The organism is Promicromonospora sp. MEB111 (assembly GCF_030209445.1).
In the GTDB taxonomy this organism is placed as follows: domain Bacteria; phylum Actinomycetota; class Actinomycetes; order Actinomycetales; family Cellulomonadaceae; genus Promicromonospora.
Map to the genome: position 1 here is coordinate 205,997 of NZ_JARVSD010000014.1, position 23,285 is coordinate 229,281.

General features: G+C 72.6%; 23 protein-coding genes. 15 read left to right on the forward strand and 8 right to left on the reverse strand.

What is annotated here, in order from left to right; genetic code table 11:
- Window positions 1–9 precede the first annotated feature (9 nt).
- Window positions 10–459, forward strand: a complete 450-nt coding sequence (locus tag QRN56_RS18220) for a hypothetical protein (protein ID WP_285105583.1) — start codon at window positions 10–12, stop codon at window positions 457–459.
- 34 nt (window positions 460–493) lie between these two features.
- Window positions 494–934 carry a hypothetical protein gene (locus tag QRN56_RS18225; RefSeq protein WP_285105585.1) on the forward strand — a complete coding sequence of 147 codons (441 nt, stop codon included), beginning with the start codon at window positions 494–496 and terminating at the stop codon, window positions 932–934.
- Window positions 935–962: 28 nt separating this feature from the next.
- Here the strand turns inward: QRN56_RS18225 and QRN56_RS18230 are convergent, their stop codons facing one another.
- Together QRN56_RS18230 and QRN56_RS18235 are read right to left on the reverse strand one after the other, a co-directional pair.
- Window positions 963–1,403: an HIT family protein gene (locus QRN56_RS18230; protein ID WP_285105587.1), complete on the reverse strand. Its 441-nt coding sequence runs from the start codon at window positions 1,401–1,403 to the stop codon at window positions 963–965.
- Between the two features lie 10 nt (window positions 1,404–1,413).
- Window positions 1,414–1,836 carry a DUF1801 domain-containing protein gene (locus QRN56_RS18235; RefSeq protein ID WP_285105589.1) on the reverse strand — a complete coding sequence of 141 codons (423 nt, stop codon included), beginning with the start codon at window positions 1,834–1,836 and terminating at the stop codon, window positions 1,414–1,416.
- 113 nt (window positions 1,837–1,949) lie between these two features.
- Between QRN56_RS18235 and QRN56_RS18240 the strand changes: the two genes are divergently transcribed.
- Both QRN56_RS18240 and QRN56_RS18245 read left to right on the forward strand, forming a co-directional pair.
- Window positions 1,950–3,350: a cryptochrome/photolyase family protein gene (locus QRN56_RS18240; RefSeq protein ID WP_285105591.1), complete on the forward strand. Its 1,401-nt coding sequence runs from the start codon at window positions 1,950–1,952 to the stop codon at window positions 3,348–3,350.
- Window positions 3,351–3,490: 140 nt separating this feature from the next.
- Complete coding sequence (locus tag QRN56_RS18245) at window positions 3,491–6,121, forward strand: helix-turn-helix transcriptional regulator (protein WP_285105593.1); 2,631 nt, start codon at window positions 3,491–3,493, stop codon at window positions 6,119–6,121.
- Window positions 6,122–6,136: 15 nt separating this feature from the next.
- Here the strand turns inward: QRN56_RS18245 and QRN56_RS18250 are convergent, their stop codons facing one another.
- Window positions 6,137–6,910, reverse strand: coding sequence for a CYTH domain-containing protein (locus QRN56_RS18250; RefSeq protein WP_285105594.1), 774 nt, complete (start codon window positions 6,908–6,910; stop codon window positions 6,137–6,139).
- Between the two features lie 147 nt (window positions 6,911–7,057).
- Between QRN56_RS18250 and QRN56_RS18255 the strand changes: the two genes are divergently transcribed.
- From QRN56_RS18255 to QRN56_RS18300, 10 genes are all read left to right on the forward strand, one after another.
- Complete coding sequence (locus QRN56_RS18255; protein WP_285105595.1) at window positions 7,058–7,540, forward strand: DUF6325 family protein; 483 nt, start codon at window positions 7,058–7,060, stop codon at window positions 7,538–7,540.
- Window positions 7,540–7,836: an SHOCT domain-containing protein gene (locus QRN56_RS18260; RefSeq protein ID WP_285105597.1), complete on the forward strand. Its 297-nt coding sequence runs from the start codon at window positions 7,540–7,542 to the stop codon at window positions 7,834–7,836. The genes QRN56_RS18255 and QRN56_RS18260 overlap by 1 nt, the downstream gene beginning before the upstream one ends.
- A 117-nt stretch (window positions 7,837–7,953) precedes the next feature.
- Window positions 7,954–9,444 (forward strand): glutamate/gamma-aminobutyrate antiporter GadC, encoded by a 1,491-nt coding sequence (gene gadC / locus QRN56_RS18265; RefSeq protein WP_285105598.1) that lies wholly within the window; start codon window positions 7,954–7,956, stop codon window positions 9,442–9,444.
- Window positions 9,441–9,890 (forward strand): hypothetical protein, encoded by a 450-nt coding sequence (locus QRN56_RS18270; RefSeq protein WP_285105599.1) that lies wholly within the window; start codon window positions 9,441–9,443, stop codon window positions 9,888–9,890. Before gadC ends, QRN56_RS18270 begins: the two co-directional genes overlap by 4 nt.
- Window positions 9,887–11,239 carry a dipeptidase gene (locus tag QRN56_RS18275; RefSeq protein ID WP_285105601.1) on the forward strand — a complete coding sequence of 451 codons (1,353 nt, stop codon included), beginning with the start codon at window positions 9,887–9,889 and terminating at the stop codon, window positions 11,237–11,239. Before QRN56_RS18270 ends, QRN56_RS18275 begins: the two co-directional genes overlap by 4 nt.
- Before the next feature lie 194 nt (window positions 11,240–11,433).
- Entirely contained in the window at window positions 11,434–12,765 is a 1,332-nt protein-coding gene (locus tag QRN56_RS18280; protein ID WP_285105603.1) for an ABC transporter substrate-binding protein, read from the forward strand.
- Window position 12,766: 1 nt separating this feature from the next.
- On the forward strand, window positions 12,767–13,711 hold the full coding sequence (locus QRN56_RS18285) for a carbohydrate ABC transporter permease (protein ID WP_285105605.1): 945 nt from the start codon (window positions 12,767–12,769) through the stop codon (window positions 13,709–13,711).
- A gap of 1 nt (window position 13,712) precedes the next feature.
- Window positions 13,713–14,630, forward strand: a complete 918-nt coding sequence (locus QRN56_RS18290) for a carbohydrate ABC transporter permease (protein ID WP_285105607.1) — start codon at window positions 13,713–13,715, stop codon at window positions 14,628–14,630.
- A gap of 24 nt (window positions 14,631–14,654) precedes the next feature.
- Window positions 14,655–15,446, forward strand: a complete 792-nt coding sequence (locus QRN56_RS18295; protein WP_285105609.1) for an IclR family transcriptional regulator — start codon at window positions 14,655–14,657, stop codon at window positions 15,444–15,446.
- 9 nt (window positions 15,447–15,455) lie between these two features.
- Window positions 15,456–16,562 carry an enolase C-terminal domain-like protein gene (locus QRN56_RS18300; protein WP_285105611.1) on the forward strand — a complete coding sequence of 369 codons (1,107 nt, stop codon included), beginning with the start codon at window positions 15,456–15,458 and terminating at the stop codon, window positions 16,560–16,562.
- Window positions 16,563–16,657: 95 nt separating this feature from the next.
- Here the strand turns inward: QRN56_RS18300 and QRN56_RS18305 are convergent, their stop codons facing one another.
- Window positions 16,658–17,467 carry an alpha/beta fold hydrolase gene (locus QRN56_RS18305; protein ID WP_285105613.1) on the reverse strand — a complete coding sequence of 270 codons (810 nt, stop codon included), beginning with the start codon at window positions 17,465–17,467 and terminating at the stop codon, window positions 16,658–16,660.
- 125 nt (window positions 17,468–17,592) lie between these two features.
- The gene (locus QRN56_RS18310) at window positions 17,593–18,258 is read right to left on the reverse strand and encodes a DUF4097 family beta strand repeat-containing protein (RefSeq protein ID WP_285105614.1); all 666 of its coding nucleotides are present in this window, start codon (window positions 18,256–18,258) and stop codon (window positions 17,593–17,595) included.
- A gap of 245 nt (window positions 18,259–18,503) precedes the next feature.
- On the opposite strand from QRN56_RS18310, the gene QRN56_RS18315 reads away from it, so the two are divergent.
- Window positions 18,504–19,256 carry a helix-turn-helix domain-containing protein gene (locus QRN56_RS18315; RefSeq protein ID WP_285105616.1) on the forward strand — a complete coding sequence of 251 codons (753 nt, stop codon included), beginning with the start codon at window positions 18,504–18,506 and terminating at the stop codon, window positions 19,254–19,256.
- Here QRN56_RS18315 and QRN56_RS18320 read toward each other — a convergent pair.
- The 3 genes from QRN56_RS18320 to QRN56_RS18330 form a co-directional block, all read right to left on the reverse strand.
- On the reverse strand, window positions 19,253–19,789 hold the full coding sequence (locus tag QRN56_RS18320) for a hypothetical protein (RefSeq protein ID WP_285105618.1): 537 nt from the start codon (window positions 19,787–19,789) through the stop codon (window positions 19,253–19,255). The genes QRN56_RS18315 and QRN56_RS18320 overlap by 4 nt on opposite strands.
- Before the next feature lie 11 nt (window positions 19,790–19,800).
- Window positions 19,801–22,167 carry an arylsulfatase gene (locus tag QRN56_RS18325; RefSeq protein ID WP_285105620.1) on the reverse strand — a complete coding sequence of 789 codons (2,367 nt, stop codon included), beginning with the start codon at window positions 22,165–22,167 and terminating at the stop codon, window positions 19,801–19,803.
- A gap of 122 nt (window positions 22,168–22,289) precedes the next feature.
- Window positions 22,290–23,285, reverse strand: a complete 996-nt coding sequence (locus QRN56_RS18330) for a Dyp-type peroxidase (protein ID WP_285105622.1) — start codon at window positions 23,283–23,285, stop codon at window positions 22,290–22,292.

The window sequence follows — 23,285 nt, forward strand, 5'->3', positions numbered from 1 at the left end:
GTGGCGGGGATGCGCGCAAGGACTGAGCAGGAGTACGCCCGGCAGGGCCTCGTGGTGCTCGTGGTGGCCGTGTCCGTCGTGGTCTACCTGGCGCTGGACCCTGGCTGGCCGTTCCTGGTGAGCGTCCTGGTCTTCGTCGCCGTCGTCCCGGCGCTCGCGTGGCTCGTCGCGAGCGCGGTGTATCCACGGGAGGACCCGGACCTGCCGGTCCCGATCGACCGTGGATCCGGCGACGGCTACACCGTCTGCCTGGGCGCCGAGCCGACCGAGGAGTGGGAAGGCCTGACCGAGATGTTCCTCATGATCAACGGCGCTTCGGGCCGGAGCATCAAGGAGGCCGGTCTGACCGCGGGGTCACCGGTGTTCGTCCGGGTGCCGGAGAGTGAGGCGCGGCAGATCCTCGCGGAGATGGGCGAGTTCGGCATCCAGGCTCGTCTGGCACGTGAGAGGACGTCGTAGGCAGGTTCGGCAACGAGCACGATCGAGGTGGGCGGTGAACAAGGTACCGAGCGGGAGACGGCTGACGGCGGCCGGGCTTCTGACCGCAGTGGCGGGTGCTCTGTCCGTGGCCGGCTGCTCCTGGGTCGATGGCACCGACGAGTGCGCGGAGGCCCTCGCCGAGCATCGGGTACTGCTCCTGGAGGAGGCGAACGCCCTGGACGTCGCACAGGGCGCGCCCGCGCTGAGCTGTGACGACACGGGTGGTCCGCCGGCGTACGCCGTCTTCGATCTGGAGCCTCGTGCGAAGGACGGCCTCGACGATCTGCTGGCCCGGCACGGATGGGAGTGCGCCGAGCACGACGACGAGGAGGGCCCTCCGGGTCTGGTGTGCACCAAGGCGGTCGAAGGGGTGCCGCTGGAGCTCCTGACGTCCAGGTTCCTCAACGGGGCCGTCGAGGTGTGGGTGTACGCAGATCCTCCCTGGACCGACTGACCTGGTGGACCGCCCTGCGGCTCCGGCGTCAGGCGAGCGCGGCCCGCAGGCGGTTCGCGTAGGCGCGGCGGCGGTCGGCCGGGAGCCACTCCGGCTCCGGGAGCGTGCCGTAGAGGTCGTCGCCCGTGTACCGGGGGAACAGGTGCTGGTGGAAGTGCCACACGTCCTGGTTGCCGGCGGGCTCGTTGTGCTGGCGGGTGGAGACGCCCGCGCAGTCGTACGCGGTGCGCATCGCACGGGCGAGCCGCTGCGTGACGTCGAAGATCGCGTGGCCGTCGGCTGCCGGGAGGTCGTACAGGTTCTCGTGGTGGGCCACCGGGATGATCAGCGCGTGACCGGCGTTCCGCGGCCACCACCGGGGCGCGATGATCGCGAAGACCCGGTCGTCGCGGTAGACCACGTCGGCCTCGCGCTCTGCCGCGAAGTCGCAGAACGGGCAGTCATAGCCTGCGGGCTCGTGGTTGTGCACAGGGCGGACCCTAGTGCGCCTGCGACCTCGTCTCGGCGAGCGAACGCTCCAGCAGCGCGCGCAGCACCCCACGGTCCACGCCGGTCAGCCGCGTGAGGTAGAGGCAGACCTTGCTCGCGCGGTACGTGCCCAGCTCGGCGAGAAGGTCGGGCCAGCGCTCCGCGAAGTGCTCGGGGAGGTAGATCGTGTGCCTCGTGGGACCCGGCGCGAAGGCGAGCAGGGGTGAGCGGCCACCGTGCCCGCTCTCGTAGCGGTACTCGTACTCCCCGAAGCCGATGATGCGCCCCGCCCACACGACCGGCTTCTCGCCGCTGACCTCGCCGAAGATCGCCAGCAGCTCGTCGGCCTCGGCACGCCGCGGGCCGGTGGCGCGGTCGAGCACCTCCGTGACGGGCAGGTCCGACGGCGACATCGCGGGCTGCTTCGTCGGCATCGGACCGCCTCTCGCTCGTGCTGGATCCTCAGCGTACTGCGGCGGCGTCGGCCCACCACGGCGGGCGATCCCGCCCGGGCGCGAGCCGGGCGGTGCCCCCGTACGGTGGCGGCATGACCGAAGCCCCGGCGCTGATCTGGTTCCGCCGCGACCTGCGGGTCGCCGACCAGCCCACCTTTCTCGCCGCAGGTCAGGACACCCGCGCGCTGGCCCTGTTCGTGCTCGACCCGCGCCTGCTCGAGCCCTCCGGCGCGGCACGCCGGTGGTTCCTCTACGGCTGCCTGCGGGACCTGGGCGAGAGCCTCGGCGGCCGGCTCCTGGTCGTGCAGGGCGACCCGGTCGACGTCGTGCCCCGGGTGGCCGAGGCGATCGGCGCGGGCGCCGTCCACATCGCGGCCGACTTCGGTCCCTACGGCCAGGCTCGCGACGACGACGTCGAGCGCGCGCTCGACGCGCAGGGCCGCGAGCTGGTGCGCACCGGTTCGCCCTATGCCGTGGCGCCCGGCCGGGTCCGGTCCGGGGACGGCGGCCGCTACCGCGTGTTCACGCCGTTCAGCCGGGCCTGGGCCGACCACGGGTGGCGCGCCCCGGCGGACACCGACGCCGGCTCCCTGGACTGGATCGACCCCGCGACCGTCGACGTGGAGGCAGTGGAGATCCCGGACCAGCCCGCCGTCGACGCCGACCTGCCCGAGCCAGGGGAAGCGGCGGCACACCGGCGCTGGGACGAGTTCGTGCGCGACCACCTCCAGGACTACGCCGACGGTCGGGACCGGCCCGACCGGCCCGGCACCTCGCGGATGTCGGTCTACCTCAAGTACGGCTGCGTGCACCCGCGCAGCCTGCTCGCCGACCTCGCGGCCAAACGGTCCGACGGCGCCCAGTCGTTCCGCAACGAGCTCGCGTGGCGCGACTTCTACGCCGACGTGCTCGACCAGCGACCCGACTCCGCCCACCGCAACTACGACCGCTCCTTCGACGCGCTGGTCACCGACAGCGGCCCGGAGGCCGACGAGCTGTTCGCCGCCTGGCGGGAGGGGCGCACCGGCTTTCCCATCGTCGACGCCGGGATGCGGCAGCTCCTGGCCGAGGGCTGGATGCACAACCGGGTGCGCATGATCACGGCGTCGTTCCTCGTCAAGGACCTGCACCTGCCGTGGTGGTGGGGCGCCCGACACTTCATGAGCCGGCTGGTCGACGGCGACCTCGCCTCCAACCAGCACGGCTGGCAGTGGGTGGCCGGCAGCGGTACCGACGCCGCGCCCTACTTCCGGGTGTTCAACCCGGTGCTGCAGGGCGAGCGGTTCGATCCGGACGGTGACTACGTGCGCCGGTACGTCCCCGAGCTCGCGGACGTGTCGGGCAAGGCCGCGCACCAGCCCTGGAAGCTGCCGGACGGCCCGCCGCGCGGGTATCCCGCACCTGTCGTGGACCACAAGGCGGAACGAGCGGAGGCCCTGGAGCGCTACGAGGCCGTCCGCGCGGCGCGGGAGAACATGCGCGCGACGTCCTGACCGGGGCGCGCGGGAGCCCGGTGGCGCCGTCCGCCCCGGGACTTCGCCCGAACCGGGTGAACGCCCCCGCACGCGGGAGTGATCGACTGCCGGGTGTCGTGCCCACACGGCAGCCAGGCGCACACCTAGGAGAGTCGGCCATGAGCGACTCGTTCGGCGGGAACGTGCTCGTCTACCAGGCGAAGCTGCGCCCCGCCGTGAACCCCGAGTACCTGGTGCGTCGGCCGCGGCTCATCGAGCTGCTCGACACGGCCGTCGAGTCGCCGCTCACCCTCGTCGTCGCGCCGGCGGGCTCGGGCAAGACGTCCCTCCTGCGGGACTGGGTGGGCTGGACCGACCTGCCGAACGCCTGGCTGTCCGTCGACGAGTCGGACCGCGACCCCGCGCAGCTCTGGCTGAGCATCCTCGCCGCGCTCGACGGCATCGCCCCGGGGTGCGCGGAGCCTGCCGCCGACCTGGTCCGACGCCGGCACGCGCTGCTCGACGCCGTGGGGACGCTGCTCGACGACCTGGAGTCGCGGCGGTACGGCCCGCGGGTGCTGGTCATCGACGACCTGGAGGTCGTGGACGAGGCGGTGGCGGGCGGGTCGCTGACCATGTTCGTCCAGCACCTGCCCCGCTGGCTGCGCGTCGTCCTGGTGAGCCGGCACGTCCCAGCCCTCCCGGTGGACCGGCTGCGCGCACGGGGCATGCTCGGCGAGGTCCGGTTTCCCGAGCTGCGGTTCTCGTTCGACGAGGCGACCGAGATGCTGGCCCGGCTGGCGCCGACGCTGCCGCCGCAGCGCGTGGCCAAGGCCGCCCGGCATGCCGGCGGCTGGGCCGCCAGCATCCAGCTCGCCGCGCTGGCCGCCCGGTCCGCGGACGCCCGCGCGGGCCCCGACGCACCGCAGCAGGACGAGGTCGAGCGCTACCTGGGCGACTACGTCTGGCACGAGGTGCTGAGCGGGGAGCCCGCCGACGTCGTCGACGTCCTGGTCGCGGTGTCCGTCGTCGACCGGGCGGAACCCGGCCTCGCCCGGGCGCTCGCCGGCCGCCTCGACGCCCCGATCCTGCTGGAGCGGGCGGAGGAGCGGGGGCTGTTCGCCGCGCGCATCGAGCCGTCGGGCGCCTACGAGACGCACGCCCTGGTGCGCGAGGCCCTGCTGTCCGACCTGCGCAGGCGCGAGCCCGAGCGGGTGACCGAGCTCCACCGGCGCGCGGCGCAGTGGTTCGAGGACGCCGGGCAGCCGGTGGCCGCGCTCGAGCACCTGCTGCGCGCCGGCGAGGTCCGCGCGGCGCTGCGGCTGCTGGCGTCGTGCGTGCCCGAGCTCTACGACAGCGGGCGCGAGGTCACCGTGCGGCGCATGCTCGCCGCGATCCCGGCGGGCACCGCGGTGGTCGACACGGCTGCGGCCGTCGACCTCGCGTGGTGCCAGCTGTTCGCCGACCGGAACGTCTTCGTGCAGACCGTGCACACCGTCGTGGCTCGGGCGGACGGGGACGGCGCGGTCGAACCGTGCCTGCTCGCGCGGCTGGAGATGCTCCGCGCGGCGTCGGCGGCCGTCTCGGGCGACTGGGGCGCGGGGGCCCGGTCCGCCCGGTGGTCCCTCGCGACCATCGGGGACCGCTGGCAGACCGACCCGCTGTGCAAGTTCGGCTGGAACCTGCTGGCCCGGGAGATCGCCCTCGCGGAGCGGTGGGACGACGCCGGCCCGGAGGTGCGGCAGATCGCCCGCACCCTCGGCCCGGCACCCGGCCGACGGATCGCCTTCGAGGCCACACGGGCCCTGGGGGCGGCCCTCGCCGGGCGCCCGGTCGAGGCGCTGCGCCTGGTGTACGGCACGCGGCAGGTGTCCGAGGCCGCGAACCTGACGACGGCGCGGACCGAGCTGATGATCGCCGAGGCGCTGGCCAACCGGGAGATCGGGGAGCAGTCGGCCGCGCTGCCGGTGCTGTCGCGCCTGGTCGAGACCCCGTGCGACCCGGTGCCGCACTGCCGGCTGCTGGCGTGCCTCGAGCTGGCGCGGGCCGCGGTCGACTCCGGGGACGGCGCCGCGGCCGAGCGTGCCTTCGGCGACGCCACGGAGCTGGTCGACACGGAGCTCACCGGTCCGGGCAGCCGCACGCTCCTTGCCCGTACGGGCACCCTGCTGGCCCTGGCGGAGAGCCGCCTCGACGACGCCGGGCGCTGGGCCGCCGAGGTCGACGACCCGTTCTGGGGCGGCGTCGAGACGGCGCGTGTGCTCATCGCGGAGGGCGACGTCGGGACGGCGGACACGACGCTGCGCGCGGCCGCCCCGCGTTGTGTGCGCCACCACGTGCTCCTCGACCTGCTCCTGAGCCGCACGACCCGCAACGCGGACGAGGCCGAGGCCGCCCTGTCGCGTGCGGTACGGCTCGCCGCCGAGCACGGCCTCGTGCAGACGGTCGCGTCCGAGGGGACGGAGGTCGTCGAGGCGATCGAGCGACTGGCCTGGCAGGTGCCGAGGCCGTGGCTGGACCGGCTCCGCCGCGTCCCGCTCTCCGGGGCGTCACCGCCCGGTACGGCGGTGGTCGAGCTCGTCGAGGACCTGACCGACCGGCAGCTCGGGATCCTCCGGATGCTCCCGAGCCGGCTCAGCCTGCGGGAGATCGCGGACGAGCTGTTCATCTCGGTGAACACGCTCAAGTTCCATCTCAAGGTGATCTACCGCAAGCTGGGCTGCGGGTCCCGCGCCGAGGCGGCCGACCTGGCCCGGGCGCTGATGAACCGGCACCGGCGGGGTCAGCCCTCGGGCGGCTGGCGGCGCTGAGGCGCCGTTCCGGGATCACTGCTCGCCGGGCGCGCCGTCCCCGGCCGTCAGGGCGGCCAGCGCCGCCTTGGTCTTGGTCTCCTGCGGGGAGCCGAGGTCGAGCCCCTTGCCGGCGAGGAGGGCCTTCGTCTCCGCGGCGGCCTGGAACGCCTCGTCGGGCGGCGCCTTGGTGGACAGCTCGAGGATCCTGGTTCCGTCGGGCAGCACCCACAGCTCGGCGACCATGCGGCGGGGGTACCCCTTGGCCCGGAACCGGCACTTCAGCAGGTTGATCGGCCCGAGCACGGTGAGGTCGTCCACCCCGACGTCCCCGGGCAGGCGCTCGCCCAGCAGGGCCCGCTGGTCGTCGTCGAGCAGGCCGTGGATGCCCCGGTCGCCGATCATCAGCTTGCGCACCCGGCGGTCGGGCGCCTCGACGGTCAGCGAGCACGAGCAGGTGTACCCGGCGGGCGACGCGTCCAGCTCGACCTTGAACCCTTCGTGGCCGCGGTAGCCGTCAGGCACGTCGTGCGGCATCGCGGGGCGGAGCTTGACCGTCAGGTCGCCGGGCTTGCGCTGGGTCCGCCGGGCGCGCAGCACCACCCCGGCCGAAGAGAGCCGCAGGTCGGGGGTGTCGACGAACGCGACCTGGCGCAGGACGGCGTCCAGCGGATCGATGCCCAGTGCTCGGACTGCGGAGCGCTGGAAGTTGTCGGGCACGGTGAGCTTGAGCTCGACGGAGTCGACGTCGGGCAGGATCGCGAGCATGCCGGCGAGCTGCTCGGCGTCGTAGGTGGGTATGGCGGACATGGGGGCCTCCGGGGGTATGTCTCCCGATCATGCCCCGGGGCCGGGTGGCGCAGGTCCACCCCGGTGGGGGTGGGCCGCGACCACCCCTGGTGCTGCCAGTGTCGGAGAGAACCGCTGTACCCGCCCGCCACCGCAGGAGGCCCGGAGATGACCGAGCTGGACGTCGGACCGATCGACTACCTTGCCGTCGAGTTCCCGGGCAGCCGGCTGCGGGGCCAGGGCCTCGCCGCTCTGCTGGACCTCGTCGAACGCGGGATCATCCGGATCCTCGACCTCCGGGTCGCCAGACGCACCGAGGAGGGCGACATCGTGGCCGTCGCGCTCACCGACCTGGACCACGACGGCACGCTCGACCTCGCCGTGTTCGAGGGCGTGGGTTCCGGGCTGCTCGACGACGAGGACCTGGCGCAGAGCGTCGCGCTGGTGGCCCCCGGCGACGCCGTCGGCCTCATCGTCTACGAGAACACGTGGGCCGGGCCGTTCGTGACGGCCATGCGGGAGGCCGGGGCACAGGTGATCGCCAGCGGCCGCATCCCGGTCGAGGACGTCGTCGCGGTGCTCGACGCCCTCGAGGCGGAGCAGACGGCCCCGTCGACGACACCGACCACTCAGCCTGAAGGGACGACGTGATGGGACTCCTCCGAGGTGTGGCACGCACCGCTGTCGTGGCAGGCACCGCGACCGCGGTGTCCAACCGGGTCTCCCGGCGTCAGGCGAACCGCTGGGCCGGGCAGCAGGAGGCCTACGCGGCACCGCCGCCGCAGCAGGCATACGCGCCCCCGCCGCAGGAGGCCTACGCGGCGCCCCCGCCGGCCGCGTCGGAGGACGTGATCGCGCAGCTCGAACGGCTCGGCAAGCTACGGGACGACGGCATCCTCACCGACGCCGAGTTCAGCGCCCAGAAGGCCAAGCTGCTCGCCGGCTGAGGTCCCTGCCGGCAGACGTGTACCTGCGTGTCGAGGGGTGGGAGCCGCCGCGCCCGCCCGGGGGTTCCTTCGCGCGGCGGCGAGGCTGTCCCGAGAGCGAGGCAACTCATGAGTGCGATGGATGCTTCTCACGAAGCCGGGGCCGAACCCCCGGCCGAACCCCCCACCCGGGCCGAGGTCCGGGCCCAGGCCCGGGCCAAGGTGCCGGCGACGACATGGATCTCCTGGGTCGCGCTCGCCATGATGACCACCAGCTCGGTCGCGAGCCTGCGGGCCGCGCCGACCATGGCGGTCTACGGGCTGGCGTGCGTCTTCCTCTACCTGGTGCCCGCGGTGGTCTTCCTCCTGCCGACGTCGCTCGTCTCCGCCGAGCTGGCCTCCGGCTGGAAGGGCGGCGTGTACAACTGGGTGGCGCGCGGCATCTCCAAGCCCATGGGGTTCCTCGCGGTGTGGTGCCAGTTCGCGATGACGATCTTCTACTACCCGAGCCTGCTCGGGTTCGTCGCGAGCACGCTGGCCTACGTCTTCAACCCGGCGCTCGCGAGCAGCGGCGTCTGGACGGCGTGCGTCATCATCGTCGTCTACTGGAGCGGCGTCTGGGTCTCCTCGCGCGGCACCAAGGGCGTCGCGGGGCTCGCGAGCGGCGGCCTCGTCATCGGCACGCTGATCCCGGGCGTGGTGCTCGTGGTGCTCGGCATGGTGTTCCTCGGCCAGGGCAACGAGTCGGCCGCGCCGATGACCGCCGACAACATCCTCCCCGCGTGGGCCGGGCTCGCCAGCCTCGTGCTCATCGTGAACAACTTTCTCTCCTACTCCGGCATGGAGATGAACGCCGTGCACGTGTCGTCGCTGCGGAACCCGGGCAAGGAGTTCCCCAAGTCGATGTTCCTGGCGATGGGCATGGTGCTGCTGATCTTCATCCTCCCGGCCCTGGCGATCAGCTGGGTGGTGCCCGCCGAGCAGCTCTCGCTCACCGCGGGCGTGATGCAGGCCTTCGACGCGGTGTTCGCCAACTTCGGCACGCAGTGGCTCACCCCGATCGTCGGGATCATGCTCGTGACGGCCTCGCTCGGCGGGATGCTCACCTGGCTCGCCGGCCCGTCCAAGGGCCTGCTGCTGATCTCGCGGCAGGAGGGCTACCTGCCACCGTTCCTGCAGCGGCTCAACAAGAACGGGGTGCAGCAGAACATCCTGGTGGTCCAGGGCATCGTCACCACGGCGATCGGCCTGATGTACGCGCTGATCCCGAACGTCTCCAGCGCGTACTGGATCTTCTCGGTGATCACCACGCAGGTGTACCTGATCATGTACCTGCTCATGTTCGTCGCGGCCATCGGCCTGCGCCGCAAGTACCCCGACCATCCGCGCGGCTTCCGCAGCCCGATGCTCAAGTCGCTCTGCGGCGTCGGTTTCGGGGCGTCGCTCGCGGCCCTGCTGGTCGGGTTCGTCCCGCCGTCCCAGTTCAGCGGGGGCAACCCGGTCGTGTACGTCGTGATCGTCGTGGTCGGTGCCCTGGGGCTCGGCCTGCTGGTCCCGTACCTCTTCTACCGGGCCCGCAAGCCCTCGTGGAAGCAGGAGGCCCCGACGGAGGAGGTGAGCCCGGAATGAGCACCGTCGGCGAGACGCAGTCCGGGCGCGAGCGCACGTTCCTGTACGTGGCGGTAGGCGTCGTGATCGGCGTCCTCCTCGTCCTGGCCCTGGTTCTCTACCGTGCGGCGGACGCGACCCGCGACGCCGAGGCGAAGGCCGACGAGCTGATCCAGGCGCTCGACGAGGCGGGGGCGACGGTCACGCCGTCCAAGGACCAGATCGTCACGGTGCTCGGCGACGACGGCGGGGCGGTCTGCGCGAACCCCAACGACGCCCTGAACCGCGCGACGCTGCAGGCGCAGCTCGCCAACGGCGCCAGCGGCCCCGGCGCGCGCCCCGTGATCACGGACCGCAAGATCCTGCGCGGGCAGACGCTGATCATCGAGATCTACTGCCCCGACGAGCTCGCGGAGTTCCAGCAGTACGTGGACGACCTCACGACCGACGACGTGGTGGGCTCGTGACCACCGACCTCCGCGCCCTGGTCGACCAGGAGATGCCGCGGGTCCGCGCCGAGCTCGCCGAGCTCGTCGCCATCCGGTCGGTCGCGGACCCCCGGCAGTTCCCGCCCCAGGAGTGCGACCGGGCGGCGCAATGGGTGCTCGCCAGGTTCGCCGGGGTCGGCTTCCAGGACGCGCACCTGGAGCGGACGGCGGACGGGAGCATGGCGGTGGTCGGCTCGCGGCCCTGCGCCGACCCGTCCGCGCCGACCGTGCTGCTCTACGCGCACTACGACGTGCAGCCGCCGCTCGACGAGTCCGCCTGGCGCACGCCGCCCTTCGAGCTCACCGACGCCGACGGCAGGTGGTACGGCCGCGGCAGCGCCGACTGCAAGGGGAACATCGTCATGCTCCTGGCCGCGCTGCGGGCGCTGGGCGAGGCGCCGGTGCACCTCAAGCTGGTCGTCGAGGGCTCGGAGGAGCAGGGCACGGGCGGCCTGGAGGCGTTCGTGCCCGAGCACGCCGACCTGCTGCGCGCCGATGCCGTCCTCGTGTGCGACACCGGCAACGCCGCCGTCGGGCAACCCGCCGCGACCGTCAGCCTGCGCGGGATGGTCAACGTGGTGCTGACGCTCCAGGCGCTCGCCTCGGAGGTCCACTCCGGCATGTTCGGGGGCGCCGCCCCCGACGCCCTGGCGGCCCTCGTCGCGGTGCTGGGCACCCTGCGCGACAGCAACGGGGACACCACGGTCGCCGGGCTCGACCACCGCGGGACCTGGCCCGGCGAGGGCTATCCCGCCGACCGGTTCCGGTGGGACGCGACCGTGCTGGAGGGCGTCTCCCTGCTGGGTGACGGCACCGTCGCGGACCTGCTCTGGGCGCGGCCCGCGCTGACCATCCTGGGCATCGACTGCCCGCCGGTGGTCGGCTCCGCCTCGGCGATCACGCCCCGTGCCTCCGCCCGGCTGAACCTCCGCATCCCGCCCGGCACCACGGCGGACCAGGCCCGGACGGCGCTCGAGAGGCAGCTCCGTGCGGCGGCACCCTGGGGCGTCGCGGTGCAGGTCACGGTCGAGGCGGAGGGCGAGCCCTTCCTCGCGGCGGTCGACGGCCCCGCGTTCCACGCGCTGGCCGGGGCGCTGGAGGAGACCTACGGCCGGCCGATGGCCAGGCTCGGGCAGGGCGGGTCGATCCCGCTCTGCAACGTGTTCGCGGACACCTACCCCGGGGCGGAGATCCTCCTGGTCGGCGTCGAGGAACCGCTCGCGGCCATCCACGCTCCGAACGAGAGCGTGGACCCCACCGAGATCGCGAACATGGCGCGGGGCACGGCCCGCTTCCTCCAGCTCTACGCGGAGGCCGCCGCCCGCTGACCGTCCGGCGTCCGCCGACCGTCCGGCGGCCGCTCCCGGAAGGTGCGTGCGCATGCTCTCGACCTCGAGAGCATGCGCACGCACCTTCTTGCGCCGGACTCTTGCGCGCCTTCCATGTCTTTCGATAGTGTCCCGCTCATCGACACAGCAGTCCCGATCATCGGGACAGCACACAATGAGGTGGAGACGTGGAGATGAGTACGCTCACGCGCCGCACGGTCCTGCGGGCGATCGGCGCGGCCGGGCTCGCCGGCGTCGCGGCGACGATCGCGGGCTGCGCGCCGACGATCGGGACGGCGCGGCTGCCGCGGGTCCCCGCGGCCTACGACGGGCCGCCGGTCACGCTGAAGTTCTGGAACGGGCTCACCGGCGGCGACGGGCCGGTGATGCGGACCCTGATCGACGAGTTCACGCGGGAGCACCCGCACATCGGCATCGACATGTACGCCCTGCCGTGGGGCGACTTCTACCAGAAGTTCCCCGCCGCGGTGACGAGCGGCCTCGCACCGGACTTCGCCCTCATGCACAACTTCCAGGTGGCGACCAACGCCGCGCGGAAGGTGATCATGCCGGTCGACGACGTCCTGGAGACGGTCGGCCTGGTCGAGTCGGACTACCTCCCGGTCGTCTGGGGCTCCGGCGTCTACCGGGACCAGCGCTGGTCGCTGCCGCTGGACATGTGGCCCGACTCGCTGTTCTACAACCGCCGGGTGCTGGAGCAGGCCGGGCTGGACCCGGACGCGCCGCCGACGGACCGCGCCGCCTACGAGCACGCGCTCGACGCGCTGGCGTCGGCCGGGGTCCAGGGCCACTGGCTCCCCGCCGTCGACCCGCAGGGGGTGGGGCGCGGCTTCGACTCCCTGCTCTGGCAGTTCGGCGGCGAGCACTATGACAGCGCTGGCAGGGCCGCGACGTTCGGCGCCCAGGCCGGGGTGGACGCGCTCACCTGGCAGCAGTCCCTGATCCGGGCGGGCTGGAGCCCGCGGAATGTCAGCGGCTCGGACGCCTCGATGGCGTTCAAGAACGACCAGAACGCGTTCCTCTGGGGCGGCCCCGGCGCCCTCATCAACGACCTCGGCTCGGTCGACGGGCTCGACTGGGACGTCGCTCCGCTGCCGCGGATCGGCGGCGGGCGGGCCGCGTTCTCCGGCTCGCACCAGTTCGTGGTCGCGCGCCAGCCGCGGTTCGACGCCGACCGGCTCGCCGCCGTCGTGACGTTCCTCGGGTGGATCCTCGCGAACTCGATCGGCTGGGCCACGGCGGGTCCGGTCCCCGCCCGCATGCCGATCCTGGACTCGCCCGAGCTGGCTGAGCTGACAGCGCAGTCACACGTCGCCGAGGGCGTGGAGCACATCCGGTTCTACCCGCTGGTGCCGGGGATCGCGGAGGTGCAGACCACCATCCTGTACCCCGCGATCGGCGACGCCCTGCTCTCGCTCGGCGACCCGCGCGCGGCGCTGGAGACCGCGACGACCCAGGCGTCCTTCCTGCTCCAGGAGAACGCCGAGAAGTACGGGAGGGCCTGACATGACCGCCACCGCCGTCCGCGCGACCACCACGGCCGCCGTCGCCACCACCGCCGTCTCGCCCAGCCGGCCCCGGCCCTGGACGCCCTATCTCTTCCTCGCGCCCTTCCTGCTGATCTTCGGCACGTTCGTGCTGGTCCCCGCCGTGTCGGGGCTCTGGATGAGCCTGCACAACTGGGACTTCTTCCTGCCCGACCGGCCGTTCGTGGGCCTCCAGAACTACGTGGACCTGTTCACCCCGGACGCGCTGGTGGCGCAGCAGTTCTGGGAGAGCATGCGGGCCACCGGGCTGTTCGTGGTGCTCTCGGTGCCGCTGCTCATGGCCATCCCGCTGGGCCTGGCGCTGCTGCTCAACCAGCGGTTCCGCGGGCGTACCTTCTTCCGCGCGGTCTTCTTCGCGCCGTACGTGCTGGGCGTCAGCGTGGTCGGCCTGCTCTGGCAGTACCTCCTGAACGGCAACACCGGCCTGGTCAACGGGTACCTCGCGGAGCTCGGCGTCACCGAGGCGGTGCCGTGGCTGACGGCGACGCCGTGGGTCTGGGTCTCGCTGGTGGGCGTCACGGTCTGGTGGACCATGGGCTTCAACTCCGTGGTCTACCTCGCGGGCCTGCAGAACGTGGACGAGGCGCTCTACGACGCCGCCAAGGTCGACGGCGCGAACCGGTGGCAGCAGCTCGTGCACGTGACGATCCCGCAGCTGCGCCCCGTCATCCTCTTCGTCCTGACGATGACGGTCCTGGCCTCGGCGAACATGTTCGGCCAGTCCTACCTGCTCACCGCGGGCAACCCGTCGAACGAGACGCGCACGGCCATCATGTTCATCGCCGAGGTGGGCCTGGAGCAGTTCCGCATGGGCCTCGCCGCCGCGATGAGCTATCTCCTCGCCCTCCTGCTGATCGCCGTCAGTGCCCTGAACTTCCTGTTCCTGCGACAGAAGGAGAGCTGACGTGGCCACCACCGTCGTTCCCACCGGCAGCACCACCCGTCCCGCGGCGACGCGGCAGCCCGCGGCCCGGCGCCTGCGCGACGAGGCGACCGGCCGCGGCGTCGTCGGCACGCTGCTGCTGTACGCGATGCTGCTCATCCTGTCCGTGCTCATCCTGGCGCCGCTGCTGTGGATGCTCTCCACGTCGTTCAAGACGACGGGCGACGCCACGGCCCTGCCGCCGGAGTGGATCCCGCCCACGCCGACCGTCGAGGGCTACACCCGGCTGTTCGCCGACGCGCAGGCCCCGCTGCTGCGCTGGCTCGGCAACTCCGTGCTCGTCGGCGTGCTGCACACCGTCCTGGTGCTCGCCACGGCGTCGGCGGCCGCGTACCCGCTGGCCCGGATGCGGTTCCCCGGCCGCCGGCTGATCTTCGCGCTGATCATCGCCACGCTGTTCGTCCCCGGCTTCGTCTTTCTCATGCCGAACTACCTGATCGTGGACGGGCTGGGCTGGCTCGACAGCGTCTGGGCGCTGGTGGTGCCGGGCGCGGCGAGCGCGTTCGGCGTGTTCTTCCTGGTCCAGTTCTTCCAGAGCCTCCCGGCGGAGCTGGAGGAGGCGGCGCTGATCGACGGCGCCAACCGCTGGCAGATCTTCGTCCGCGTGGTGCTGCCCCTGTCCCGGGCGCCGCTCGCGACGCTCGGCCTGCTGTCGTTCCTCGGGAGCTGGAACGACTTCCTCTGGCCCCTGTACGTGCTGTTCAACCCGGAGCAGCTCACGCTTCCCGCCGGTCTGGCGACGCTGCGGGGTGCCTACGCCACCGACTTCCCGGCGGTCATGGCGGGGGCGGCGATCGCGAGCGTCCCGGTGCTGATCCTGTTCGCGTTCGTGCAGCGCTACGTGATCGCCGGCGTCGCCCGCTCCGGTCTCAAGGGATGAGCAGGTGCCGTGCAGAATGGCAGCGTGACTGACTCGAGCAACCGGGCCCCCGCCGACGGCGGGGCCGCCGGCACCCTCGCACGCGGCCTGGACATCGTCGAACGGATCGCGGCGACTCCGGGCCTGACCGTCCAGCGGCTGGCCGCGGACCTCGGGCTCAGCCGCAGCGCCGCCTACCGCATCGTGGGCACGCTGCGGGAGCGCGGCTACGTGGTGGGCGAGACCGAGCTGCGGCTCGGGCCCGTCGTGATGCGCCTGGGGCTGCAGGCGCTGGACGGCCTCGACGTCCACGCCGTGGGGCCCGAGCACCTGCGCGAGCTCGTCGCCGAGACCGAGGAGACGGCGTTCATCGCCATCTTCGACGACGACCAGATGTGCTACGTGATGCAGCAGGAGGGGCCGCAGGTGGTGAAGGTGGTCTCCAAGCTGGGCAGTCGCGCCCCGCTGCACGCGTCGGCACTGGGCAAGGCCTACCTGTCGGCGCTCCCGCCGGCCGAGGCCCGGGCGATCGTCGACCGCATCCCGCTGACCGGCTACACCCCGACCACCCTCACCACCGCGCCCACGCTGCACGCGGAGCTCGACCGCATCCGCGATCGTGGCTGGGCCCTCGACGACGCCGAGCGGGAGCCCGGCGTGCGCTGCGTCGCCGCGCCGATCCTCGGTGCGGGTGATCTCCCGGTCGCCGCGATCAGCGCGGCCGGGCCCCGGGACCGCATCGTCGCGGCCCAGCCCTCGATCGTGGCGGCCGTGCGCCGTACCGCCGCCCGCCTCTCCGTCGCGCTCGGCGCGGCACCACCGCCCGACCTTCCCTGATTGGACCCCATGGCCTCCGCAGACCCCCGCATCCGTACCGTCCGGCTCGCCTCGCTGGAGACCCGCTACCCCCGGACCGTGGGCCGCAACGCCCGGCTCGGCAGCCACGGCGCCGGACCCGGCTCGGACGTCGCAGTGCTCGTCACCGACGACGGCCGGGCCGGCTGGGGGCTGTTCGAGGGGCCGCCGGGCGACGTCGCCCGGGTCGAGGGTCGCCTGCTCTCGGAGCTGATCGACCCCGCCACGGGCATCCTCGACGACGCGGAGCACTGGCTCGACATCGCCCTGCACGACCTGCTCGGCGTGGTGCACGACGCCCCGGTGCACGCGCTGCTCGGCGGTCGGGGCACGCCGGACGTCGCCGTCTACGACGGCGCGATCTACTTCGACGACCTGGACCCCGACGACGCGCCGCGCGGCGTCGGCGTGCTGGTCGAGGAGTGCCGCGCGGACGCCGCGCTGGGCTTCCGGGACTTCAAGCTCAAGATCGGCCGGGGCAACAAGTGGCTCTCCCGTGCGGCCGGCGACGCCCGCGACATCGAGGTGACCCGCGCGATCCGCGACGCGTTCCCGGACGCCCGGATCCTGGTGGACGCCAACGACGGCTACGACCGCGACGGGTTCGTCGCCTACCTGGAGGCCGTCGCCGACGTGGGGCTGTACTGGGTCGAGGAGCCGTTCCTGGACGACGCGGACGACCTCAAGGCCCTGCGCGCGTGGCTCGACGCGCACTCGCCGGAGACCCGGATCGCCGAGGGGGAGACCTCGCCCGACGTCGCCGCGCTGCTGCCGGTCGCCGCCGCCGGGTCGATCGACGTGCTGCTCATGGACGTGATGTCGTACGGCCTGACCGCCTGGCGCGCCCTGATGCCCCGGCTCGTGGCGGACGGCGTCCACGCCTCGCCGCACGCGTGGGGGCGGCCGCTCAAGACCCGATACGCGGCGCACCTCGCGGCAGGGCTGGGCAACGTCGAGGTCGTCGAGGGCGTGCCGGGCACCGTGGCCGGCGTCGACCCCGGGCTGCTCACCCCGGCCGACGGCGTGCTGCGGCTGGGTGACACCCCCGGCTTCGGCATCCCCGTGCCGGACGACGTCCACCTGCGCCCGATCGGCTGATCCCGGCCGGCGTGCCGGGCGTGGGCGTCCGGCGGGACACGAAGGAGGGGGCCGGAGCGTCGCTCGCGCGACGCTCCGGCCCCCGTCCGGCGTCCTCAGCTGCCCAGGGCGGCGACCTCCCGCACGGCGTCGGCGACGGCGCGGAAGTCCTTGTTGAGGATCGCGCCGTGGTTGCTGGGCACCTTGGCGCTGATCCTGATGTTCGGGTTGCCCGCCGTCGCGGCCTCCAGGCCGGCGCGGATCTGCTCCTGCTCGTCGCCCCTGCTGCCGAGCGACGTGCCCGAGGCCACCACGTAGCGCACCGGGACGCCGATGTCGTTCAGCACCGGCGCCAGGGCGCTCTCGCGGGACAGCCTGCCGAGCTCGATGTTGCTCTCGGCCTGTTCCGCCGCGGTCATCCGCGGCGTGATGCCCGTGATCCGCAGCGGGATCGTGAACCAGCTCATCCGGCGGAACAGCTTGCGGATGCGGACCTCCATCGCGTCGTCGAGCCAGTCGTGCGGAAAGGCGCCGTCGACCAGGACCGCGCCCAGGGTGCGTCCCGGGTTGCGCTGCGCCCAGTGAGCCGCGACGACGGCCCCGTAGGACCAGCCGATCACCAGCGCCTTCTCCACGCCGCGGGCGGCGAGGACGGCGTCGACGTCGCGCACGGCGGCCTCGAACGAGTAGTCCGCGGACGTCCCGGACTTCTTGCCGCGTGCGCGCTCGTCGAAGGTGATGTGCCGGTAGCCGGTGCCCAGGTCGGCGATGGTCTTGCGCCAGTAGCCCTGGGTCGCGAACTGGCCGTTCAGGTAGACGACCGGGAGACCGGGGCCGCCGGTGTCGGTCACGGCCAGGGCCGTGTCGTCGACCGGCACCATGCCGGACCACGCGGTGCTGGTCGAGGAAGCGCTGTCGTTCGTCATGTTCTCCACCTTGTGGGTCGTGGTGCGGTCGGTGCGGTCGGGTGGTGCCGTCGTACGTGGTGCCGGCGCTCAGGCGCCGTGGTTCGTGGTGCCGGCCCGGTCGGCCGGGGCCGGCACCGCCCCGCTCAGAGGCTGCGAGCGGAGATGTCGCCGTAGGCGGTCGTCGCGCGGACGTCCAGCACGGCGGCGCCGTCGTTCTTGAGGGTGTTGCTGATGCGGCCGAGGCTCGTACCGGCGTCGAGGGTGGCCGAGACGCCGGCGCCCGCGGCGACCGTGATGTCACCGGCCTGGGTGCTGAGCACGACCGAACCGTTCGTGGCCTCCGCGACCCGGATGTCGCCGCGGGCGGTGGTGATCTCCGCGGGACCGGTGAGCCGGCCCACCTCGACGTCGCCGTCGATCGCGGTGAGGCGCAGGCTCGCCGCCTCGTCGATCTTGATCTGCTGGTAGGCGCCGTCGAAGACCACGTCACCGAGGCGGCCGACGGCGCGGAGCTCGGCGGCCTCGGACGTGCCCTCGAGACCCGAGCCCGCGGGGAGCTGGACGGTGACCTCCACGGAACCCGCGTGGCCGACGAGCTTGTTGCGGGGCTCGGCGGTGCGGATCTGCAGCACGCCGTCGGCGTAGGTGACGGTGGTCTGCTCGGCGGTCTGGACGTCGCGGCTCTTGGCGGGGTTGGTGGGCCGCACCTCGACGGTGGTGTCGGCGCGGTCGGCGGCGATGAGCTGGACCCGGCCGGCGGGGATCTCGACGACGGTGGAGATCGGGGCGGGGGTGTCGAAGTTCTGCATGGTGATCGGCTCCTGTGCTGGTTGCTGCTCGGTGTTTCTGACATCGCAAACGCTACGTTGCTTTCCAGAGCGTGGCAACATCCTTGTTGCGTTGACAGAACATATACGCAGGTCAGAGCGCACAAAGGGTTGCAATGGTTCTGAAACTAACGCAACGCAACGGATGTCGTCCATTGCAATGGCTCTGAAGTGAACGCTATGCTGGGCAGGCAGGGACACCACGAGGGGCCACGGAGGGGATCGCGATGCCGGGAGGCAGACTCACCAAGCAGGAGCGTCAGCAGATCGCGCTGGGCCTGGCCGACGACCTGTCCTACGCCGAGATCGCGCGGCGCCTCGACCGCCCGACGTCCACGGTCACACGTGAGGTGCTGCGCAACGGCGGCCCCACCGGCTACCGCGCGGAGCTGGCCCATCGCGCCACGGAACGCCGCGCCCACCGGAGCCGGCAGGCCGCGCCCCGCAGTGCCCAGGCGCTGCCCCAGGCGCACGGGCGCGACGCCGCGGCGGTGGCCGACTTCGAGGAGACGCTCACCACGGTGCTCATGGCCTCGGGCCTGCCCAAGATGACCGCTCGCGTGCTGACCTGCCTGTTCACCACCGACGCGGGCAGCGTCACCGCCGCCGACCTCGTCCGGCGGCTCCAGGTCAGCCCGGCGTCCGTCTCCAAGGCGATCACGTTCCTCGAGGGACAGGGCCTCGTGCGGCGGGAGCGCGACGAGGGCCGCCGCGAGCGGTACGTCGCGGACAACGACGTCTGGTACCAGTCGACGATCGCCAGCGCCCGGGCCAACGACCAGCTCGCCGAGACCGCCCGGCAGGGCGTCGTCGTGCTCGGGGCGAGCACGCCCGCAGCGGCGCGCCTGGAGAACATCGCCCGGTTCCTCGACTTCATCAGCGAGAGCATCGTCCGCGCCGCCGAGCAGGCCCGCGAGGTGCTGCACACCGGTCCCGTGCAGATGTCGGACGACGCCGGAGCGGGGGACCGTGACCGCTAGTGCAGCGCCAGCTTCAGCCCGATCATCGCGACCCCCAGCAGGCCCGCGGTCGCCGTGGCGGCCAGGCGCCTGCCACCCGTCAGCCCGCTGTCGGTGCTCATGCGCCAGCCCACGACCAGCAGCAGCACGAGGTTGACGACGAGGGCGATGTCGACGGCCACGTCGGCCGGCACCCGGAGCACCGCCTCGATCAGGAGCACGACGACGGGCGCGGTGCAGGCAGCCACGAGCGGCAGCCCCTCGGTGAGCACGTGCCGGCGTTCGGCGGCGTCGAGGGGGCGGCGCGCGAGGGAGCGCGCGGCGATGAGGTGCGCGTAGGACTCGGCGCACCAGTAGACCAGCAGCGTGCCGCCCAGCAGCCCGGCGACCCGCACGAGCCCGAGGTCAGCGGGGGCGGACGCGAGCACGGAGCCGGTGATGACCAGCCCGTACAGGTACGCCGCGCGCTCCTTGAGCGACTCGCCCGGCTCACCGTGCTCGTCGGCTCTGACATGCCGCCCCGTGCGGCGGGGGTCCGGCTCGTCGGCACGCACGACGACCGCGCCTACTGCCGTGCCATGGCGACGCGGAGCCGCTCCTCGGGGCTGATGAAGTGATCGTGGTCGTCGCTGCCGAGGTCGAGCTGGACCCACTCGATCCGGCCGGTGAACCGGCTCGAACCGGCGCTGTAGGCGTCGGACACGCTCGTCCCGGACTCGTAGCCGATGTCCGTGGTCTCGTCGGCGGAGAAGATCAGAGGCTGGGTCGCCTCCACGCGGCCGCGCCCCACCGGGGACCCGTCGTGGAAGAGGGTGACGTCACCGCCCTTGCCCAGCCCGCCGCCGTCGTAGGCGAACTCGACGCGGAGCTGGTGCCTGCCGGACGGCACCGGCACGTCGGCCACGACGTCGTACCGGCTGATGCCGAGCACGTTGTAGGTGAACGTCAGCCGGCCGCCCGCTGCGTGCACCGACCAGCCGCCGAACCGCCCGCCCTGCGCGATGAGGACGCCGCTGGTGGCGCCCTCGGCGACGTCGGCCTCGGCGGTCACGGAGAACGACTTGTTCTTGACGCTGACGACGCTGTTCTCCGACAGCCGTCCCATCCCGGGGAAGAAGAGCTGTGAGTCGCCGTGGATCAGGGTGGGCCGGCCGGCGAGCTCGGGCACGAGCCGCTCCGCGGTGCGGTCGTCCATCGGCAGCACGTTGTACTTCGTGGCCTCGATGAGCCACAGCCGCTGGAGCCTGGCGAGCGCCTCGGGCCGCTCGGCGGCGAGGTCGTGCGCCTGGCTGAAGTCCGTCGTGCCGTCGTACAGCTCCCAGACGTCGTCGTCGAACGCGGGCGGCGGTGCCCCGGTCAGCTCCCATGGCGTGCGGTGCTTGGTGACGGCGCTCCAGCCGCGGTCGTAGATCCCTCGGTTGCCGAACATCTCGAAGTACTGCAGGTCGTGCCGTTCGGGTGTGGCGGCGTCGCCGAACGCGTAGACCATGGAGGTGCCCTCGATGGGTGCCTGCAGCACGCCGTTGACCGTGGTCGGCTCGGGCAGCCCCGCGGCCTCGAGGATCGTGGGCGCGACGTCGATGACGTGGGCGAACTGCGTGCGGAGCCCGCCGCGCTCCGTGATGCCGCCGGGCCAGTGCACGATCGTGCCGTTGCGGGTGCCGCCCCAGTGCGAGGCGACCTGCTTGGTCCACTGGTAGGGCGTGTCCATGGCCCAGGCCCAGCCCACCGCGTAGTGGTTGTAGGAGCTGGGCGAGCCGAACTCGTCGATCTTGGACCGCATGAAATCGGGCGTCTCCAGGGCGGCCATGCCGTTGAAGTTCGCCATCTCGTTGAAGGCGCCGTTCACCGTGCCCTCGGCCGAGGCGCCGTTGTCGCCGATGATGTAGTAGACGATCGTGTCGTCGAGGACGCCCAGGTCCTCCAGCGTGTCGATCACCCGGCCGACCTGGACGTCGGTGTGCTCCAGGAAGCCCGCGTACACCTCCATCTCGCGCGCGAGCACGGGCTTGAGGGCGTCGGGCATGTCGTCCCAGGCGGGGATCTCGTCGTGCCGCGCGGTGAGGTCGGCCTCGGGCGGGATGACCCCGAGCTCCTTCTGCCGCGCGAACGTCCGCTCGCGCTGCACGTCCCACCCGTCGTCGAACCGCCCGCGGTACTTCTCGACCCACTCCGGCGGGACATGGTGCGGGGCGTGCGTCGCTCCCGGGGCGAGGTAGACGAAGAACGGCTTGTCGGGCATCAGGGCCTTCTGCTGCCGCACCCACGAGCACGCGTGGTCCACCAGGTCCTCGGTCAGGTGATAGCCCTCCTCGGCGGTCGCCGGGGGCTCGACCGGCGTCGTCCCGTTGTACAGGGCGGGGGCCCACTGGTTGTTCTCGCCGCCGATGAACCCGTAGAAGGTCTCGAAGCCCCCGCCGCCGGTCGGCCACGCGTCGAACGGGCCCATCGGCGACGACTGCCACACCGGCACCTCGTGGCACTTGCCGAACTGCGCCGTCGAGTACCCGTTCAGCCGGAGCGTCTCGGCCAGCGGGGCCTTGGTGTTGGGGCGCAGCGAGCTGTTCCCGGGCGCCGACGTCGCCGTCTCGGTGATGCTGCCCATGCCCACCGAGTGGTGGTTGCGGCCCGTCAGCAGCGCCTGTCGCGTCGGCGCGCACAGCGCCGTCGTGTGGAAGCGGTTGAAGCGCAGGCCGCCCGCGGCGAGCCGCTCCGCCGTCGGCGTCGAGCAGGGCCCGCCGAACGCGCTCGACGCCCCGAACCCGACGTCGTCGAGCAGGACGACCAGCACGTTGGGCGCGCCGGGTGGGGGCAGCAGCGGCTCGATCGGGGGGTACGACGTGTCGGGATCCTTCGCGTCGTACGTCGTCAGGCCCGACGCCGGCCGGTCCGGGATCGGCAGCATCGTGCGGGCGTGCGGGTGAGGACGCATGGGATGCTCCGCTTCGTCGCGCTGAGGGTCGGGCATCTTCCACGCTAGGCCGGCGCCACGAGCGCGCATCCCACAAAAGAGGTGAGTTCCCCTGGCGCCGGACGTCGGCCCAGGTCGGCTGGTCAGCCCAGGTCGGCGAGGACCGTCGTGGGCGGCACGAAGAAGGTCGTGCCGGTCTGCGGGGTCGAGAAGTCGAGGATCCGGTCGTGCAGGCCGGGCGGGTCGCCCACGAACATGCGCTCCAGCATCCGCTCGATGACCCACAGGTGGCGGGCGTAGCCGATGAAGTAGGTGCCGAACTCGCCGTGCCCCGGGCGGCCGAACGGCATGTTGTCGCGCAGGATGTCGTGCTCGCCGTCCTCGTCGGTGATCGTGGCGAGGGTCTTGTGCGACTTCTGGCCGGTGACCGCGTCGTCGAGCTCGACGCCGTCCGCCTTGGTGCGGCCGATGATCCGCTCCTGCTGCTCGGTCGGCAGCGCCTGCCAGGCGGCGAGGGTGTGCAGGTACTTCTGCACGACGACGTAGCTGCCGCCGGCGAACTCCGGGTCCTCGTCACCCACCAGGGTGGACTCCGGGAGGTCCGCGCCCACCGGGTTGGCCGTGCCGTCGACGAAGCCGAGCAGGTCGCGGGTGTCGAAGTAGCGGAACCCCGACACCTCGTCGACGGTGGTGACCGCGCTGCCGAGCGCGGCGAGCAGCAGGCGCTCCAGCTCGAAGCACAGGTCCTGGCGGTCCGACCAGATGTGGAACAGCAGGTCACCCGGGGTGGAGACCGCCGAATGGGCGGCGCCGGCGATCTCCCGGAAGGGGTGGAGCTCGGCCGGCTGCTCCCGTCCGGTCAGCTCCGTCCAGATCCGGCTGCCGATGCCGACGGTGCAGGAGACCGGGTTCCCCAGGTCGCGGAACCCGACGGTCTTGACCAGACCGTCGAGGTCGGCGAGCACCTCGCGGACGGTGCTCATTGCCGCGTCGCCGTCGTTCACGACGAGCGTGAGGAAGACGGCCGACCGCCGCAGCGGGGCGTCCACGCCCTGCGGCGAGACGGGTGCGCCGTAGGTCGACGGGGCGGTCCGCCCGGTGTGTCCGCTGCTCAGGCTGCTGCTCGTGCTGTCCGGCAT

What these genes read in the sequence shown, in the direction of transcription:
- QRN56_RS18240 (WP_285105591.1), top strand. Translation starts at nt 1,950, where the DNA reads ATGACCGAAGCCCCGGCGCTGATCTGGTTCCGCCGCGACCTGCGGGTC.
- QRN56_RS18255 (WP_285105595.1), top strand. Translation starts at nt 7,058, where the DNA reads ATGACCGAGCTGGACGTCGGACCGATCGACTACCTTGCCGTCGAGTTC.
- QRN56_RS18245 (WP_285105593.1), top strand. Translation starts at nt 3,491, where the DNA reads ATGAGCGACTCGTTCGGCGGGAACGTGCTCGTCTACCAGGCGAAGCTG.
- gadC (WP_285105598.1), top strand. Translation starts at nt 7,954, where the DNA reads ATGGATGCTTCTCACGAAGCCGGGGCCGAACCCCCGGCCGAACCCCCC.
- QRN56_RS18220 (WP_285105583.1), top strand. Translation starts at nt 10, where the DNA reads ATGCGCGCAAGGACTGAGCAGGAGTACGCCCGGCAGGGCCTCGTGGTG.
- QRN56_RS18285 (WP_285105605.1), top strand. Translation starts at nt 12,767, where the DNA reads ATGACCGCCACCGCCGTCCGCGCGACCACCACGGCCGCCGTCGCCACC.
- QRN56_RS18235 (WP_285105589.1), bottom strand. Translation starts at nt 1,836, where the DNA reads ATGCCGACGAAGCAGCCCGCGATGTCGCCGTCGGACCTGCCCGTCACG.
- QRN56_RS18330 (WP_285105622.1), bottom strand. Translation starts at nt 23,285, where the DNA reads ATGCCGGACAGCACGAGCAGCAGCCTGAGCAGCGGACACACCGGGCGG.
- QRN56_RS18260 (WP_285105597.1), top strand. Translation starts at nt 7,540, where the DNA reads ATGGGACTCCTCCGAGGTGTGGCACGCACCGCTGTCGTGGCAGGCACC.
- QRN56_RS18250 (WP_285105594.1), bottom strand. Translation starts at nt 6,910, where the DNA reads ATGTCCGCCATACCCACCTACGACGCCGAGCAGCTCGCCGGCATGCTC.
- QRN56_RS18305 (WP_285105613.1), bottom strand. Translation starts at nt 17,467, where the DNA reads ATGACGAACGACAGCGCTTCCTCGACCAGCACCGCGTGGTCCGGCATG.
- QRN56_RS18315 (WP_285105616.1), top strand. Translation starts at nt 18,504, where the DNA reads ATGCCGGGAGGCAGACTCACCAAGCAGGAGCGTCAGCAGATCGCGCTG.
- QRN56_RS18270 (WP_285105599.1), top strand. Translation starts at nt 9,441, where the DNA reads ATGAGCACCGTCGGCGAGACGCAGTCCGGGCGCGAGCGCACGTTCCTG.
- QRN56_RS18280 (WP_285105603.1), top strand. Translation starts at nt 11,434, where the DNA reads ATGAGTACGCTCACGCGCCGCACGGTCCTGCGGGCGATCGGCGCGGCC.
- QRN56_RS18325 (WP_285105620.1), bottom strand. Translation starts at nt 22,167, where the DNA reads ATGCGTCCTCACCCGCACGCCCGCACGATGCTGCCGATCCCGGACCGG.
- QRN56_RS18310 (WP_285105614.1), bottom strand. Translation starts at nt 18,258, where the DNA reads ATGCAGAACTTCGACACCCCCGCCCCGATCTCCACCGTCGTCGAGATC.
- QRN56_RS18300 (WP_285105611.1), top strand. Translation starts at nt 15,456, where the DNA reads ATGGCCTCCGCAGACCCCCGCATCCGTACCGTCCGGCTCGCCTCGCTG.